Consider the following 17,321-nt stretch of genomic DNA (forward strand, 5'->3'; position numbering starts at 1 on the left):
TTATCCTGTATAGTCAGGATGTTTTGAAATAAAATGTTTATCTACTTGTGATAATCTATTTCTTCTGATTTTCAATATTATCAATATCTTTTGATAATATTGAAGAATCAAAAAAATAATACAACTAAGACCTCGTCCAAAAGACGAGGTTTTTTTATAGAATAAATTATCAGCAAAAAGGCGTAGACTTTTAGACAAAGAGAAGAAACCTTTGTCCCTCAGAACCTCTGAGCCTTTGCACCTCCTAAATAGAATTTCTATCAATAAAATTAAAAGGAACTTTTACCTGACCTTTTTCTTTGTTTAAGATCATTCTCGCAGCAGTTTCTCCCATTACATTAAAATCGGTCGACATTACAGTAATGCCAAGTAAATCTTTTAAAGGAGTGTCGTTATAAGAGATAACACCGATATCTTTTCCTAAAACAAATTCTTCATCACGAATCTGTTTCACTAAATTCACCAAATCAGATTCTTCGATCGTGATAAATAGGTCTCCTTTTTTAAGAATCATATCATCATAAACTTCGCTTAAAATCTCAAAATTAATTTCGTGTTCCACACAGAATTTTCTAAACCCATGCAAAATTCGTCTAGGATAAGGATAAACCGCTTTGTCTGGATAAACTAGAATTAAACGTTTGTATTTTGAGATTTTAGAAAGGCCTTCTATTAAAGCATTATAAATATCATTTTCAAAATCCTGATAAATCTTAATCACTTCATCTCCAGCTCCTAGTTTAATATTGTCCAAAATAACCAGCTTTTCTTGCGGAATATTTTTAATAGCATTTACAACATTGTCTGTAAAACTGGAATGCTTTAATTCGTCTGTTTTAAAATGCGTTGTAATGACATAATAATCATAAGCGCCTTCAAACTTATCTAAGATATTTAAGAATAAAGTCTCGTCGCAGTGGTAAATTTGAAGATCAACATGTGCATTAGCGCCCAAAGTGTCAATAAATGAGCTATAGGTTTTCATTTTATATGAACTCAATTTATTGGTCAGAAACAAAATATTAACCTTAGATTCTAGCTTTGTTCTGGTTATATAATAGCCTTTTCCTCTAATCGAAGAAATGATTTTTCGCTCTTTTAAAATATTATAAGCCTTCTCAACAGTATCGCGAGACATATAGAATTCTTCGCTGAAACTATTTATAGAGGGAATTTTTTGATTGATTTTTAAATTTCCGTTAGCGATGTTCTGAAGAATAGAGTCTACAATCTGTTTGTATTTGGGAACTCGAGAATCTTCGTCTATTTTAATAAGTTTGATCATGTTCATTGTGAGGAAATTTATCTCGCATTGCAGCGAAACTCATTTTTAATACTAAATAATTTAAAAAAATCTCTTCTTTCAAAAGGAATCCGCTTTGTTGAATCATTTTTGTCAGGAAAAAGAGAATTTGACAAGGCTTGTAATCTTTTTTTTATGATTTCTAAATTTTAGCCCGAATGCGGAATTAATAATTGCGAAATCGATTGCTAAAATAGCCATTTTAAATTTATTTACCCAATAATTGCAAGTTGTTATTTCTAATAATCTCTAGTTTTAACAAAAAATATAAAATACGTAAAGGATAGTACAGGACAGTTTTGTTTTTGACATTCTCTTATTTTACAAAACCAAATCACTATCTAACAAACCAAAAACTAAAATTTATTAAATGGAATCATTATTAGGAATCATTTTTCATTCTATCGGAGGATTTTCTTCAGGTAGTTTTTATATGCCTTTTAAAAAAGTAAAAGACTGGGCTTGGGAAAGCTATTGGCTAGTAGGAGGGTTTTTCTCTTGGCTGATTGTTCCGCCAATTGCAGCCTATTTAACGATTCCAAATTTTACTGAAATTATTGCTGCGGCTTCTCTGTCAATAAAAACCTTCACTTTTACAATGGGGTTAATCTGGGGAATTGGCGGTTTGACTTATGGTTTGGGAGTTCGCTACTTAGGAATGTCTTTAGGAAATTCAATTACTTTAGGGTTCTGCTCTGCATTTGGAGCTTTGGTTCCTTCCATTTATTATGATATTGTTCCAACAGAAGGGAAAATTTCATTTTCTCATATGCTTACTAATACTGGCGGGCAGATCGTTTTATTGGGTGTAGTTGTATATCTAATCGGAATTGCAATCTCAGGAAAAGCAGGAATGTTGAAAGAAAAGGATTTTGCAACTGGCCATGAAGATAAAGACAAAGATTTCAATTTGGTAAAAGGTCTTATTGTAGCCGTTATTTCAGGAATTTTAAGTTCATTTTTTAATTACGGAATTGAGGCTGGAAAATCTATGGCTGAGCAAGCTGTAGTAAATGGAGCTAATCCTTTGTTTCAAAACAACGTGACTTATGTAGTTCTGCTTTGGGGTGGACTTACAACCAATTTTATTTGGTGTCTTTATTTGAATTTTAAAAATAAATCAATCAAAAATTATACTGATAAATCTACTCCAATAACCAAAAACGTTTTGTTCTCTGCTCTTGCTGGAACCATGTGGTTTTTGCAGTTTTTCTTCTACGGAATGGGAGAAAGCAAACTTGGAAATGGTGCAAGTTCTTGGATTTTGCACATGGCAACCATCATTTTAACAGCAAACTTTTGGGGATTTTATTTGAAAGAATGGAAAGGAGTTTCTAAAAAAACAATGAGAACTTTTTTCTGGGGAATTGGGCTTATCATGCTTGCAATCGTTTTGGTAGGAATTGGTAACTCATTATAAATACAAGAAATAATTTAAAATAGTATATGTCGAATACAAACACAATTAATAATATGAATTTTAAGCATGTAAGCTACCTTTGGGATGAAGCTAAGGCAGCAGCATTAGCAGGTGATGAAGTAGCGCTTTTTATTTATCGTTCTAACTTGTTAGGAGCTGATTTAAGATTGACCAACTATGGAGGTGGAAACACTTCTGTAAAAATTACTGACAAAGATCCTCTTACTGGAGAATCTTCTGAAGTAATGTGGATTAAAGGTTCTGGCGGTGATATTGGAACGTTGACAAAATCAGGTTGTGCAGCTTTGTATTTGGACAGACTTCGTAATCTTGAAAATGTTTACAGAGGTATTGAGTTTGAAGATGAAATGGTAGAATTGTTTAACCACTGTATTTTCGATTTAGCTTCAAAAGCACCTTCTATCGATACGCCTTTACATGGTTTTCTTCCATTCAAACATATTGATCACTTACATCCAGACGCGGCAATTGCTATCGCTGCTGCAAAAGATGGAAAGAAAATCACCGAAGAATTATTCAACGGAGAAATTGGCTGGGTAGGCTGGCAGCGTCCAGGATTTGATCTTGGTCTTCAGTTAAGAGCTTGTCTAGAAGAAGCTGAAAAAAACGGTAAAAAACTACGCGGAATCATGTTAGGTTCTCATGGTTTATTTACTTGGGGAGACACTGCGTTTGATAGTTATATCAATACGCTGGAAGTAATCGAGAAATGTGCTTCTTACTTAGAAGATAATTACGGAAAAAAACGTCCAGTTTTTGGAGGTAAAAAAATTGACAGTCTTCCAGAAGCAGACCGTAAATTGAAAGCTGCAAAAGTTGCTCCAATCTTAAGAGGTTTCTGTTCTTCAGAACGCCAGATGATTGGTCATTATACAGACGATGCAAGAGTTTTGGAATTCATTAATTCTAATGATCTTTCGAAATTAGCTCCATTGGGAACTTCTTGTCCAGATCACTTCTTGAGAACTAAAATCAGTCCATTGGTTTTAGAATTAGATCCAAACGAAGATTTGTCTGATGTTGCTGCAGTAAAAGCAAAATTAGCTCCAGCATTCGAAGCTTATCGTGCAATGTACAAAGACTATTACAATGCATGTAAAAAATCAAATTCACCTGCAATGCGTGACCCAAATCCAGTGGTTATTTTATATCCTGGAGTTGGTATGTTCACTTTTGCTAAAGATAAAACAATGGCACGTTTAGCATCTGAATATTATATCAATGCAGTAAACGTAATGAAAGGTGCTGAAGCAGTTTCAGAATATACTTCTTTGCCTCACCAAGAAGCTTTTGATATTGAATATTGGTTACTAGAAGAAGCTAAATTACAGCGTATGCCAAAACCAAAAGCCTTATCTGGAAGAGTTGCTTTAATCACAGGTTCTGGAGGGGGAATTGGAAAAGCTATTGCTAAAAAATTCGCTCAAGAAGGTGCTTGTGTTGTTCTTAACGATATTAACGAAGAGCGTTTAGAAGGTGCTGCAGCTGAGTTTGTTAAAGCTTTTGGTAAAGATGCCGTTTCTAGCACTTTATTGAATGTTACTGATGAAGTAAGTACAGAAAAAGCATTAGACGAAGCTTCTTTAGCTTTTGGAGGTGTAGATATTATTGTAAACAATGCTGGAATCAGTATTTCAAAATCTATTGCAGAACACACTCTTGAAGAGTGGGATAGATTGTACGATATCTTGGTTAAAGGACAATTTATTGTTTCTAAAGCCGGAATCGAAGTGATGCGCAAACAAGGTTTTGGAGGAGATATCGTAAATATCGTTTCTAAAAATGCTGTTGTAGCAGGTCCAAATAACCCAGGTTATGGTTCGGCTAAAGCGGCTCAAGCGCACTTAACACGTTTAATGGCTGCAGAACTTGGAGCTGACAAAATTCGTGTAAATACAGTAAATCCTGATGCTGTAATTTCAGACTCAAACATTTGGTCTGGAGGATGGGCAGAAGGTCGTGCAAAAGCATACGGAATTACAGTTGAAGAACTTCCGGCTTACTATGCAAAACGTACGTTATTAAATGAAATCATATTGCCTGATGATATTGCTAACGCTTGTTATGCTTTTGTTGGAGGTTTACTAGGTAAATCTACAGGAAATGCCTTAAACGTAGACGGTGGCGTAGGTATGGGCTTTTATAGATAAAGATTGTTTAGGTTTTTTATATAAGTTTGTTTAAGCAAAAGTGGTTTTTTGTGGTCTAGCGTTCGAATTCTTTCGAACGTTAGATTTTTTTAGCATATAACAATTCGCTTTAACAAAGAAAACTTAACAAAAAAGTGAAGTACAACCAGAGTTTAACTGATATTAAATTTTTAAGTTGAAAAATAGTAAACACATGAAAAGCATAGAACGCAGATAAAAAGGATTCGCTATCGCGAAAACGCTGAAAAAAAGGAATTTTTTTGTTTCACGCAGATTTAGACAGATTTAAGCAGATCTAACAGATTTTAATTTGAGATGATTAAAAAAAAATCTGCGTTTTCTGCTAAAATCCTTTTTAAATCTGCGTGAAACCAGAAAATAAAATCGGCGTCAATCAGCGTTTTCGCGATAGCGAATCCGTGCCATCCGCGTCTAAAATCTAGGCATTGCGTGTTAAAAAAATATACTAAACGTATAAAATTTATATCTTGTAAACTCTATTAAAATATCAATAACTATGTTAATCGGATCAAACCACATCGAATCTCATAACGAAGATTTATTAAAAAAACACCAAAATAAACTTGTTTTTACAGCATCAGAAATAAATGATACAGAAGCGATTATTCAAAAATTAATCGACTTTCAAATTGCAATTCCATCTTGGGCTTTAGGAACAGGAGGAACAAGATTTGGACGTTTTGCTGGTGGAGGAGAGCCTCGTTCTTTAGAAGAAAAAATCGAAGACGTTGGCTTGCTTCATAAGTTAAACAACGCTTCGGGAGCTATTTCGCTTCACATTCCGTGGGATATCCCGACTGATTATAAAGCAATCAAAACACTAGCAAATCAGCACGGTTTGAAGTTTGATGCGATGAATTCAAATACATTCCAAGATCAGGCAAGTGCCGAACATACTTACAAGTACGGTTCTTTACAAAACGTAAACAAAGCGGTTCGCAAACAAGCAATTGCTCACAACATAGAAGTAATTAAACACGGAATCGAATTAGGATCTGAGTCTTTAACGGTTTGGCTGGCAGACGGTTCTAATTTTCCAGGGCAATTAAACTTCAGAAAAGCATATCAAAATACATTAGAAAGTTTAGAAGAAATCTACGATGCATTACCTTCAAACTGGAAATTATTTTTAGAATACAAATGTGCTGAGCCTAACTTTTATTCTACGACTGTAGCAGATTGGGGGCAGTCTTATTCGTATGTTAAAAAGTTAGGCGACAAAGCGCAGACTTTAGTCGATTTAGGGCATCATCTTCCAAATGCCAATATCGAGCAGATTGTTTCTTTATTGTTGATGGAAAACAAACTAGGAGGATTCCACTTTAATGATTCAAAATATGGTGATGACGATTTAACTGCTGGAGCATTAAAACCATATCAATTATTCTTGATTTTTAATGAATTAGTTGAAGGAATGGATGCAAGAGGAATGAATCACGCCAAAGATTTAGGCTGGATGATCGATGCTTCTCACAACATCAAAGATCCATTAGAAGATTTATTGCAATCTGTTGAAGCAATTATGATTGCTTATGCACAAGCACTTTCTGTGGATAGAAAAGCATTAGAAAAAGCGCAAGAAGAAAACGACGTGGTAAAAGCACAGGAAATTCTTCAAAATGCTTTCCGTACAGATGTTCGCGCATTAGTTGCTGAAGCTCGTTTACGTTCTGGAGCAGCGTTGAATCCGGTAGCATTATACCGTTCGCTTCAAGTAAGACAAAATCTTATCGAAGAAAGAGGTTTAAAAACAATGGCAACGGGATTATAGTTGTAAGTTATGAATTATGAGTTATAAGTTGAGTCTTTTTGTGTTTTGTACTAAAAACATAAAAAGACTTAGCTTAAACATAAAAAATCATAATTCAAGAACTCATAACTTATAACTCATAACTCATAATTAGAATAAATGAATGTAGTTGCGATTTTTGATATTGGTAAAACAAACAAAAAGGTTTTTTTATTTAACGAAAATTATAAAATTGTCTGGGAGAAATCGGTAAATCTGGAGGAAACCACAGACGAAGACGGATTTCCGTGTGAAGATATCGAAGTACTTAAAAATTGGATTTTAGATCGATTATCTGAAATAAAAGAGCTTAAAGATTATGTTTTAAAAGCCATCAATTTCAGCACTTACGGCGCCAGTTTTGTTTATATAGACGAAAACGGAAAAGTTTTAACTCCTCTGTATAATTATTTAAAAGATTATCCAGAGGAATTAAAATCTAATTTCTATGATAAATACAAAGGAGAAAAGAAGTTTGCAGTAAAAACAGCTTCTCCGGTTTTAGGCAGTTTAAATTCGGGAATGCAGATTTACCGATTGAAAGAACAAAAGCCCGAAATATTTGAAAATGTAAAATACTGTCTGCACTTGCCGCAGTTTTTAAGTTTTCTTCTAACGAATGAAGCATACGCTGATATTACGAGTATTGGCTGCCATACCAATTTGTGGAATTTCAAAAAAATGAAATACCATAAATGGCTGAAAGAAGAAGGTATTTCAGGAAAAATACCGCCAATCCATTTTGGTAAAGATGTGATCATGACAAGTGATAATCTGGCAATTGGAGTTGGTTTACACGATAGTTCATCGGCAATTATTCCATATACAATCAATTTTACGGAGCCGTTTGTTTTATTGTCAACAGGAACTTGGAGTATTTCTTTAAATCCGTTCAACAATAAACCCCTAACGTTTGACGAATCGCAAAACGATTGTCTATGTTACATGCAGTACACAGAAAAGCCTGTAAAAGCGGCTCGTTTATTTGCAGGAAACGAACACGAAGTGCAGACTAAACGTTTGGCTCAGCATTTTAATGTTCCAGTTGATACGTACAAAGAAGTTTATTTTGATAAGAAAATCGTAGCCAATTTAAGAGCGCTTAACTTCCAGATTATCTACCCAAAAAAATACGATTTTGATATTTTGAAAGAATGCCCATTTCAGGATAGGGATCTTTCGCATTACAAAGATTACGAAACAGCCTATCATCAATTGATGCTGGATTTGGTAGAGCAGCAGGTTTTTTCTACCAATTTGGTCATTCATAATAGTCCGGTAAAAAAGATTTTTGTAGATGGAGGTTTCAGTAAAAATTCGATTTATATGAATTTATTGGCAGAAGCTTTTCCAGATATTGAAGTTTATGCCGCTTCGATGGCGCAGGCGAGTGCTTTGGGAGCTGCATTGGCAATACATGATAACTGGAATCCAAAACCAATTCAGAACGATTTAATTGACTTGAAATTCTATAAACATTAGGTAAAAATGGTCTGTATGTTGTAAATTTGCTGAGAAACGTATTTTTTACATTTTTACAGTACACGCCTAAATGAACAACACACTAAATACTACAACATGAAAATTGGACTTTTTATACCTTGTTATGTCGACCAATTTTATCCAAAAGTAGGAATCGCAACCTACGAATTACTGCAAAAATTAGGTTGTGATGTCGAATTTCCGATGGGACAGACCTGCTGCGGACAGCCAATGGCCAATAGCGGTTATGCGCATTTAACAAAAGGATGCGATGCTAATTTTATTGCCAATTTTTCTGGATTTGATTACATAGTTTGTCCTTCTGGAAGTTGTGTTTTGCATGTAAAAGACCATTTGCATGACGAAAAACAAGAAGAGAAAGCGACAGCAATACGAAATACAGTTTACGAACTTACAGAGTTTATTACAGATGTTTTAAAAATCGACCACATCGACGGAAGATTTCCGTTTAAAGTGGGAATGCACGTAAGCTGTCACGGTCAGCGTGGGTTAAAGCTTTCGCAGATGTCAGAATTAAACGCGCCATTTTTCTCTAAACCAGAACAGTTGCTTCACGGTATTAAAGATCTTGATTTGGTTGCTTTAACGAGAAAAGACGAATGCTGTGGTTTTGGAGGTACTTTCTGTGTTACCGAAGAAGCGGTTTCTGTAAGAATGGGACAAGATCGTATTAAAGATCACGAAAGTCACGATGTGGATTATATTACAGGTGGAGATATGTCTTGCTTAATGCATTTGGACGGAATTCTAAAAAGACAGAAAAGCAGAATTAAAACTATCCATATTGCAGAAATATTAAATTCACTCGAAAACTAATTTTTTTCTACCATTAAGATATTAAGAAAGTTAAGTTGCTTACTGCTTAGAGCTTAAAGCCTACAGCTTAAAAAAATAAAAAATGTCATCAGAAAAAATAATACAGCACAGCGAAGCCGCAGCCAAGTTTAACAAAGATGCAGAGCGTGTCAATTGGCATGATGAAACACTTTGGTTTGTACGTGCTAAAAGAGATAAATCGGCACACCAAATAGCAGATTGGGAACTGCTTCGTGAAACTGCCTCTCAAATTAAATTTAATGTGCTTTCTAATATTCACGATTATTTAGTTGAATTTGAAGCGAATGCGCAACGAAATGGAATAATTGTGCATTGGGCAGCTGATGCCAAAGAACACAACGAAATTGTGCATTCGATCATGGCAAAACATGATGTAAAGCAAATGGTGAAATCCAAATCGATGCTTACAGAAGAATGCCATTTAAATGATTATTTAGCCGAAAAAGGAATTGAAGTAATCGATTCCGATTTAGGAGAATATATTGTACAGCTTCGTAAAGAACCGCCAAGCCATATTGTGCTTCCAGCGATTCACTTAAAGAAAGAAGACGTAAGCGAAACTTTTCACGAACATTTAGGTACCGAAAAAGGAAATTTCAATCCGCAATATTTAACAGAATCGGCGCGTCAGAGTTTGAGAAATACTTTCTTGACTAGAAAAGTGGCTTTAACCGGAGTCAATTTTGCTGTTGCAGAAACGGGAGAATTTGTGGTTTGCACCAATGAAGGAAATGCCGATATGGGCGCGCATTTAGCAGATGTTCATATTGCTTGTATGGGATTTGAGAAATTGATTCCGAAAAGAGAACATTTAGGCGTTTTCTTGAGATTATTGGCAAGAAGCGCAACAGGTCAGCCTATTACTACTTTTTCAAGCCATTTCAAGAAACCAAGAGACGGAAAAGAAATGCATATCGTAATTGTAGACAACGGAAGAAGTACGCAATTAGGAAGAGAAGATTTTAGAAATTCGCTTAAATGTATTCGCTGCGGTGCATGTATGAACACTTGTCCAGTTTACAGACGAAGCGGAGGACACAGCTATCATAACGCGGTTGCAGGACCAATTGGTTCTATTTTGGCGCCAAATTTAGATATGAGCAAAAATGCCGATCTGCCTTTTGCAAGTACACTTTGCGGCTCTTGTACCAACGTTTGTCCCGTTAAAATTGATATTCACGATCAATTGTACAAATGGCGTCAGGTTTTGGTTAAAGAAGGACATACGCCAACAGCAAAAACTGTTGCAATGAAAACGATGGCTACCGTTTTAGCAAATCCGACCGTTTTTAATATTGCAGGAAAATCGGGAAGATTTGTAATGAAGAATATTCCAGGAATGGTCAATAATAAAATGAACAAATGGTACGATCAACGCGAAATGCCTGATGTTCCTGAGGAATCTTTTAGAGAATGGTATAAGAAAAATTCGAGAGAATCTAAAGATAAAAAGAATGAGTAGTAAAGGCGAAATTTTAAAAAGAATAAAACTGAATCAGCCTAATGAGGTTGCAGAACTGCCAGATCTAAATCTTTTAGGTTCAGAACAATTTGATGTATTAGAAACCTATAAAACGGTTTTAAAAGGTATTGGAGGCGATCCTGTCGAAGTTACTGATTATAATGAAATCATCAAGTATATAAAGTCGAATTATAATCTGGAAAAACGATTAGTTACAACACTTCCAGAACTTTCTGAAATTGCTTCTTTAGATTGGAAAACAGTTGATCCGCATTCGCTTCAAGATGTTGAATTAACAGTTGTAAAAGCCCATTTCGGAGTAGCAGAAAACAGCGGACTTTGGGTTACAGATGATATTTTAGGGCAGCGCGTTGCACCTTTTATTGCGCAATATTTAGCGATTATAGTTCATAAAAAAGATCTTGTCCCAACAATGCAGCAAGCGTATCAAAGAATTGGAAACATGGAATATGGCTTTGGAACTTTCATTGCAGGTCCGTCAAAAACAGCCGATATTGAACAGTCTTTGGTTCTTGGTGCGCATGGAGCACGAGGGTTGATTGTGTTTTTATTGGATTAAGCAGGCAAAGAAAGAATATAAAATAGTGGAATGCAGAAAGGGTATCTTTTCTGCATTTTTTATTTTCATTTAAAAGGAATTGACAATGAGAGAAAATAAAAAAATCATTATGGTACGTTTTTTTTATTATTTTTAAAGTGTATAACTTACACTTAACCACACTTGCAATGAAAATTACGAACTTATGTACAATGGCGATAGGAATACTTTTTCTGTCTACATTATCAAATGCTCAAACCAAAGCATTTCAAAAAGAAGAATTCAAACAATGGGCCCAAACTCCTCCAATGGGTTGGAATAGCTGGGATTGCTACGGACCAACAGTTGAAGAACACGAAGTAAAAGCCAACGCCGATTATATGGCAAAAGAACTGAAGAAATTTGGCTGGGAATATATCGTAGTCGACATTCGCTGGTTTGTAGAAAACGACAAAGCAGGAGGCTATAACCAAACCGATCCACGTTACGTAATCGATAAGTACGGAAGATATTTGCCTGCAGTTAACCGATTTCCTTCGGCAAAAGACGGTCAAGGTTTTAAACCTTTAGCAGATTATATTCATAAAAAAGGATTAAAATTCGGAATCCACATCATGCGTGGCATTCCTAAAAAAGCAGTTGAAGATAAACTGCCCATAAAAGGAGCAAACGGAATTACAGCAGATCAGGTTTATACCACCGCCTTACAATGCGAATGGCTAAGAGACAACTATACCGTTGTGGCCGATAAACCCGGAGCGCAGGAATATTATGACTCTATTTTCGAATTATATGCGCAATGGGGAGTAGATTTCATTAAAATTGATGATTTGTCAAGACCATATCACGAAGGTGAGATCAACTTAATTAGAAATGCGATTGACAAATGTGGACGAAAAATTGTATTAAGCACATCGCCAGGAGAAACGCCAATTTCGGCTGCGGCCCATGTAAGCACTCATGCCAATATGTGGCGTATGGTGGATGATGTTTGGGATACATGGCCACATATTACGCATTTAATGGATGTAGCGCAAAAATGGTATCCGTATATCGCGCCAGGAACTTGGCCAGACTGCGATATGATTCCGTTAGGACGCATTTCGGTAAGGGGAGAAAGAGGTGAGGATAGAATGACGCGTTTAACCAAAGACGAACAATATACTTTAATTACATTTTTCAATATCTTCAAATCGCCATTGTTTTTTGGAGGAGATTTGCCAAGTAATGATCCTTTTACTTTATCATTATTAACGAATAAAGAGGTCGTAAAAATGCATAACGAAAGCAACGATGTAAAACAGCTTTTTCAGAAGGAAGGAAAAATTGCCGTGACATCAAAAAATATAAAAGATGGCAGTGTTTATTTAGCTTTATTCAATATTTCAGATAATGTTTCGCAAAAAGTTTCTGTAAATCTTTCTGATTTAGGAATTTCTACTTCAGCTGAAGTTTTAAATATGTGGACAGGCGAGAAATCAAAAGTAACTTCAAAAGAAATTGGCGCAGAATTAAAATCGCATAGTTCTGTTTTATATCAATTAAAAAGTATAAAATAATTCAAGATCAAGAAGATGTTCTAATTGATTAAGGAGATTTAATAAAAAAGCTGTTTCTAAATAAATAGAAACAGCTTTTTTTATAATTATAAATAGTGATTATGCTGTTTGATCATCAATTGTCGCATCAGGAGCATTTTTCTTTACAGATTCGATTCCGTTTTCTCTTGCAGATACACTTTCGTACATTTCGCTTGAACCAATAATCTGACCGTTTCCAGCTTTCAGATTGAAGTAAGGTTTTCCGTTACTAGATTCTTTTCTATCATAACGATTATCATCTCCAGCGTTGGTTTTTACAGATTCAATACCATTATTGCAGGCCGCTTTTGTTGTGTAGCCTTCACTCGTTAGAATGGTTTGACCATTACCAGCTTTCAAATTGAACTGGAACTCTCCGTTGGCTCTAGTGGTGATTACAAATTTTCCCATGTAATTTATTTTTAAAGTTAGGCAATATATTTTGTTATAGATAAAAATACAAAACTTGATGATATAAATGATATTGTAAGAAAAAATTATAGTTTTTTATTTGTTAAGGTAAAGCATAGAATAATAAGAAGATGTTTCCGTTATTTTTTATGTAAGAAATTATTGTATTTTTGAGTAAAATGATAAAAAAAATATTTATGAAAAAGATAGTTATTTTATTTGCAGTTGTAATTCAATTAGTAGCGTGCAATTCGGAAAAAAAGAAAAAGGAAATTGTGCAAGAAGAAATAGATTCAACAGATGTAAAAGAAGAGAATATTGAATACGAAAAGGTTTTGGTTTATGAAGGTTTGCTGCCATGTGCGGATTGCGAAGGAATAGAAACGATTCTAAAAATTGATGTTGTAGATAATAAATTTGATTTATCTAGTACATACAAAGGGAAACAGCCTGAAAAAAACTTTAAGGAAAAAGGTAATATCAATACCGAAAGAGGTTTAGAAAAAGATCCCGATGGCACGATTTATATTTTAAACTGGGACAAAGCAGAAAAAGATCAGGTTTATTACGGTTATTACAGTAAAAAGCCTGAAAAATTATACTTGCTAGATAGAAATAAAAAAATAATAAAGTCTAAGTTGAATTATTTTTTAGAATTAAATGAATAAAGTAGATCATTTCTGAAAGAGGATTTTACAAACTTAAATTGCCTTCGCGCGCTTAAGTTTGTAATATTTTTTTACTTTTAGGCTTAATAAAAGTATCATCAATTCTAATTTCTATTGATGAAGAATATCTATGAAAGAAATCAACGAAATTCTTAAAGCCTATTCTCAAGCAAAATCCGAAGAAAAAAAAACAGCTTTAGCAACGGTCGTTAAAGTGGAAGGTTCGTCATATCGACAGCCTGGCGCTCGTATGTTGGTTACAGAAGATGGACAATTGACAGGTGCAATAAGTGGTGGCTGTTTGGAAGGCGACGCATTACGAAAAGCACTCTTATCAATCAATCAAAAGCAAAATAAGTTAGTTGCCTACAATACGAGTAATGAAGATGATGCAGAAGTTGGTTTACAGCTTGGATGCAACGGAATCGTCCATATTCTTTTTGAATATATTGATGAAGAGGTTGAGAACAATCCGATTCAGCTTTTACAGCAATTGGAGTTAGAAAGAAAAGAAGCTGTAATTGTAACCGTTTTTTCTTTAAAAAGAAATGCTTTTCAGATTGGAACAACTTTATTTTTCAGAAAAGAAAGCCCTGTTTTAACTCATGATAATGAAGCTTTAAGTTTGATTTCGGATGTAAAAGAAGTACTGAAAACTAAAACTTCTGTGGTGAAAAAACTTCAAGAAGAAAACGACAGCGAAGCTTTGATCGAATATATAAAACCATCTATTTCGTTGGTAATTGCTGGCGCAGGAAACGATATTCAGCCTTTAGTAAAAATGGCTTCAATTTTAGGTTGGAAAGCTACTATTGGCGAAGGCCGTGCAACTCATGCAACTGCAAAACGTTTTCCTAAAGCAAGCCAGGTTTCGGTGGTAAAACCCGAACAATTTCTAGATAATATAACTATCGATGGTCAGACGTATTTTCTTTTAATGACCCACAATTACAAATACGATCTTGCAGTTTTAAAATCATTATTGCAGACCAATTGTCATTACATTGGAATTCTTGGCCCAAAATCAAAATTCAACCGAATGCTCGACGATCTTTTAATCGAAGGAATCACTGTAAACGAAGAGCAGTTAAGCCGAATTCACAGCCCTATTGGTTTAGATATTGGTGCCGAAACTTCTGAAGAAATAGCTTTGTCAATTATTTCTGAAATTAAAGCGGTAGCTTCAGGCAGAATTGGAACATCTCTAAAATACAAATCGGGTAAAATACACGATGAAATTTGTTATGAAGAATAATGCTCAAAATAAAACAGGCATTATTATTTTGGCTGCTGGGAATTCTTCCAGATTAGGCAGACCAAAACAATTGCTGGAATTTAAAGAATCAACTTTACTGAAAAACACCATTTCAGAAGCTTTGAAGGTCGAAAATTCGTTTGTAATTGTGGTAACGGGTTCAAACCATGATGTAATCGAAAGTGAGCTTAATTTACCTGAAATAACATTTTCTTTTAATTCTGACTGGGAAAAGGGAATGTCTTCTTCAATTAAAAAAGGCATTAATCAATTATTGGATCATAATCCTGATTGCGAACAATGTATTTTAGCAGTTTGCGATCAGCCTTTTGTGACCAATTCTGTCTTTGAAAATTTAATTTTGGAATCTTGTAAAACCCAAAAAGGAATTGCAGCCTCGGCTTATTCTGAAACTTTAGGAACACCAGTTTTGTTTAACAAAAAATACTTCCAAGAGCTTCTGGAATTAAATGGACAAGAAGGCGCCAAAAAACTCGTTAAGAAATATGCTGAAGATGTAGTTTCTGTTCTTTTTGAAAAAGGGAATATTGATATTGACACGGAGGAAGATTATAATAAGTTGATTTGTTGATTTTGCCGCTAAGGCACTAAGACTCTAAGTTTTTTATTTTTTAATCTCGTAAAGTCCCGGAGACGCAAAGATTTTTATGAATTGGCTCCAGTTTTAACTGGAGTATTTGATGGATTACAAACTAAAAGGCTTTAGCCAAACAAGTTTTAGTTCGGCTAAAGCCTTTTTTAGACTGTCTTTTTTCATCCAGCTAAAGCTGGATGCAACACAAAAAATATTAAAAGACTTTGCGTCTCTGCGACTTTGCGAGATTAAAAACAAAGAAAAAAAACTTAGTGCCTTAGCGTCTTAGTGGCAAATTTCCTAGCCAATTCTAAAATTCGCTCAATAGCAATATCAATTTCCTCAGAAGTTGTAAATCGGCCAAGACTAAAACGAATCGAGCTCAAAGCATCTTCATCAGACAAGTCCATCGCTTTTAAAACATGCGAAGGCTCAGAAGTCACTGCCGAGCACGAAGCGCCATTTGAAACCGAAATATTTCCCAAAGCCAGAATAAGTTGTTCTGAATTTACGTTTGGAAAACAAATATTTGTTGTATTATAAATTCGGTTTTCTATATTTCCATTTACGAAAGAACTTTCAAATTGTAATAAACCTTTTTCGAGTTTATCTCGTAATAGAGAAATTCTATTTTGATCTTTTTCTAATTCATTTACAGCAATTTCAGATGCTTTTCCTAAACCGATAATTCCGGGAACATTTAGAGTTCCACTTCGTAATTTTCTTTGTTGTCCGCCTCCAAGAATTTGAGGAGACAATTTTATTTTGGCTTTTGCCGAAATATACAAAGCGCCAATTCCTTTTGGACCATAAAATTTGTGTGCAGATAGAGTCAAAAGATCTATTCCGAGTTTTTTTACATCGACAGGAATTTTACCAACAGCCTGTGTTGCATCACACATAAAAAGTATGTTTTTGGCTTTCAGTATTTTAGAAATCGCACCGATATTTTGTATGACACCTGTTTCATTATTAGAAAACATTCCTATGAAAACCAGTGTTTTATCTGTGATTATTTCTTCTAAAAGTTGAAGATTTAAAAGCCCTTCAGAATGAGTAGGAAGATAAGTTACTTTAAAACCAATAGTTTCCATAAAACGACAGGTTTCCAGAACTGCTTTATGTTCGGTTTGAATGGTAACGATATGTTTTCGGTCTTGATTGGCTAAACCTTTAATTGCGAGATTAATTGCCTCAGTCGCGCCCGAAGTAAATACGATTTCATCTGCATCAGCATTTATTAAATCTGCTGTTTGCCACGCAGCATTTTCAACAGCTTCTTTTACCGTTAATCCCGCCAAATGCGTTCCTGTTGAATTCGCATAAAAATCAGTAAAATACGGAAGCATTGCATTCAAAACTCGTTCATCAACACGTGTTGTGGCGTTATTATCGAGATAAATGATTTCTTGTTGTGGCATAATTTGGGCTTAGTTCAGTAAAAATACAATTTCAGAATTAATCTACGTGAAAAAATTAACCGCAAAGGCGCAAAGGGTTTTCGCAAAGAACGCAAAATTTTAATGTGTATAATTTTTTGTTTCTCGCAGATTTTGAAGATCTAAACAGATTTTTTTATTTATTTCTATCATAAAGAATCTGTGTAAATCTTTTCATCGTATTCAAAATCTGCATTATCTGCCAAATCTGCGAGAGAAAAATAACTTAGTGAACTTTGTGAAAACCCTTTGCGCCTTTGCGGTTAAAAAAACAAAATTGTAATTATTCTAAATAAGAGTAATGTTTG

The 17,321-nt window shown here is 34.6% G+C and carries 14 protein-coding genes; 11 read left to right on the forward strand and 3 right to left on the reverse strand.

Annotated features, from left to right (window positions below; translation table 11 throughout):
- Positions 1-244: 244 nt before the first annotated feature.
- A complete protein-coding gene (locus tag RB618_RS14275) occupies positions 245-1,285 on the reverse strand; it encodes a GntR family transcriptional regulator (RefSeq protein ID WP_308069524.1) in 1,041 nt (346 codons plus the stop codon).
- A 388-nt stretch (positions 1,286-1,673) separates the two neighbouring features.
- Here RB618_RS14275 and rhaT point away from each other — a divergent pair, with 388 nt between their 5' ends.
- The 8 genes from rhaT to RB618_RS14315 all read left to right on the forward strand — a co-directional run bounded on the left by rhaT (position 1,674) and on the right by RB618_RS14315 (position 12,624).
- Positions 1,674-2,723 carry an L-rhamnose/proton symporter RhaT gene (rhaT, locus tag RB618_RS14280; protein WP_308069344.1) on the forward strand — a complete coding sequence of 350 codons (1,050 nt, stop codon included), beginning with the start codon at positions 1,674-1,676 and terminating at the stop codon, positions 2,721-2,723.
- 26 nt (positions 2,724-2,749) lie between these two features.
- Complete coding sequence (locus tag RB618_RS14285) at positions 2,750-4,894, forward strand: bifunctional aldolase/short-chain dehydrogenase (protein WP_308069345.1); 2,145 nt, start codon at positions 2,750-2,752, stop codon at positions 4,892-4,894.
- A 517-nt stretch (positions 4,895-5,411) separates the two neighbouring features.
- On the forward strand, positions 5,412-6,686 hold the full coding sequence (locus RB618_RS14290) for a TIM barrel protein (protein WP_274257486.1): 1,275 nt from the start codon (positions 5,412-5,414) through the stop codon (positions 6,684-6,686).
- Positions 6,687-6,824: 138 nt separating this feature from the next.
- Positions 6,825-8,186 carry an FGGY-family carbohydrate kinase gene (locus tag RB618_RS14295; protein WP_308069346.1) on the forward strand — a complete coding sequence of 454 codons (1,362 nt, stop codon included), beginning with the start codon at positions 6,825-6,827 and terminating at the stop codon, positions 8,184-8,186.
- A gap of 96 nt (positions 8,187-8,282) precedes the next feature.
- On the forward strand, positions 8,283-9,023 hold the full coding sequence (locus tag RB618_RS14300) for a (Fe-S)-binding protein (protein WP_308069347.1): 741 nt from the start codon (positions 8,283-8,285) through the stop codon (positions 9,021-9,023).
- A gap of 82 nt (positions 9,024-9,105) precedes the next feature.
- Positions 9,106-10,506, forward strand: coding sequence for a lactate utilization protein B (locus tag RB618_RS14305; RefSeq protein WP_308069348.1), 1,401 nt, complete (start codon positions 9,106-9,108; stop codon positions 10,504-10,506).
- A complete protein-coding gene (locus RB618_RS14310; protein ID WP_308069349.1) occupies positions 10,499-11,086 on the forward strand; it encodes an LUD domain-containing protein in 588 nt (195 codons plus the stop codon). Before RB618_RS14305 ends, RB618_RS14310 begins: the two co-directional genes overlap by 8 nt.
- Before the next feature lie 167 nt (positions 11,087-11,253).
- Positions 11,254-12,624 (forward strand): glycoside hydrolase family 27 protein, encoded by a 1,371-nt coding sequence (locus RB618_RS14315; RefSeq protein WP_308069350.1) that lies wholly within the window; start codon positions 11,254-11,256, stop codon positions 12,622-12,624.
- Between the two features lie 99 nt (positions 12,625-12,723).
- On the opposite strand, the gene RB618_RS14320 is transcribed toward RB618_RS14315, so the two are convergent.
- Positions 12,724-13,056, reverse strand: coding sequence for a YegP family protein (locus RB618_RS14320; protein ID WP_095930765.1), 333 nt, complete (start codon positions 13,054-13,056; stop codon positions 12,724-12,726).
- Positions 13,057-13,253: 197 nt separating this feature from the next.
- Here RB618_RS14320 and RB618_RS14325 point away from each other — a divergent pair, with 197 nt between their 5' ends.
- From RB618_RS14325 to RB618_RS14335, 3 genes are all read left to right on the forward strand, one after another.
- Positions 13,254-13,724, forward strand: a complete 471-nt coding sequence (locus RB618_RS14325) for a copper resistance protein NlpE N-terminal domain-containing protein (protein ID WP_308069351.1) — start codon at positions 13,254-13,256, stop codon at positions 13,722-13,724.
- A gap of 130 nt (positions 13,725-13,854) precedes the next feature.
- Complete coding sequence (locus RB618_RS14330; protein WP_308069352.1) at positions 13,855-14,979, forward strand: XdhC family protein; 1,125 nt, start codon at positions 13,855-13,857, stop codon at positions 14,977-14,979.
- The gene (locus tag RB618_RS14335) at positions 14,969-15,571 is read left to right on the forward strand and encodes a nucleotidyltransferase family protein (RefSeq protein ID WP_308069353.1); all 603 of its coding nucleotides are present in this window, start codon (positions 14,969-14,971) and stop codon (positions 15,569-15,571) included. Before RB618_RS14330 ends, RB618_RS14335 begins: the two co-directional genes overlap by 11 nt.
- A 272-nt stretch (positions 15,572-15,843) precedes the next feature.
- Here RB618_RS14335 and RB618_RS14340 read toward each other — a convergent pair whose 3' ends face one another.
- Complete coding sequence (locus RB618_RS14340; protein ID WP_308069354.1) at positions 15,844-16,995, reverse strand: cysteine desulfurase family protein; 1,152 nt, start codon at positions 16,993-16,995, stop codon at positions 15,844-15,846.
- Positions 16,996-17,321: the final 326 nt, after the last annotated feature.

The sequence above is a fragment of the Flavobacterium sp. LHD-85 genome, assembly GCF_030929595.1.
Classification (GTDB): domain Bacteria; phylum Bacteroidota; class Bacteroidia; order Flavobacteriales; family Flavobacteriaceae; genus Flavobacterium.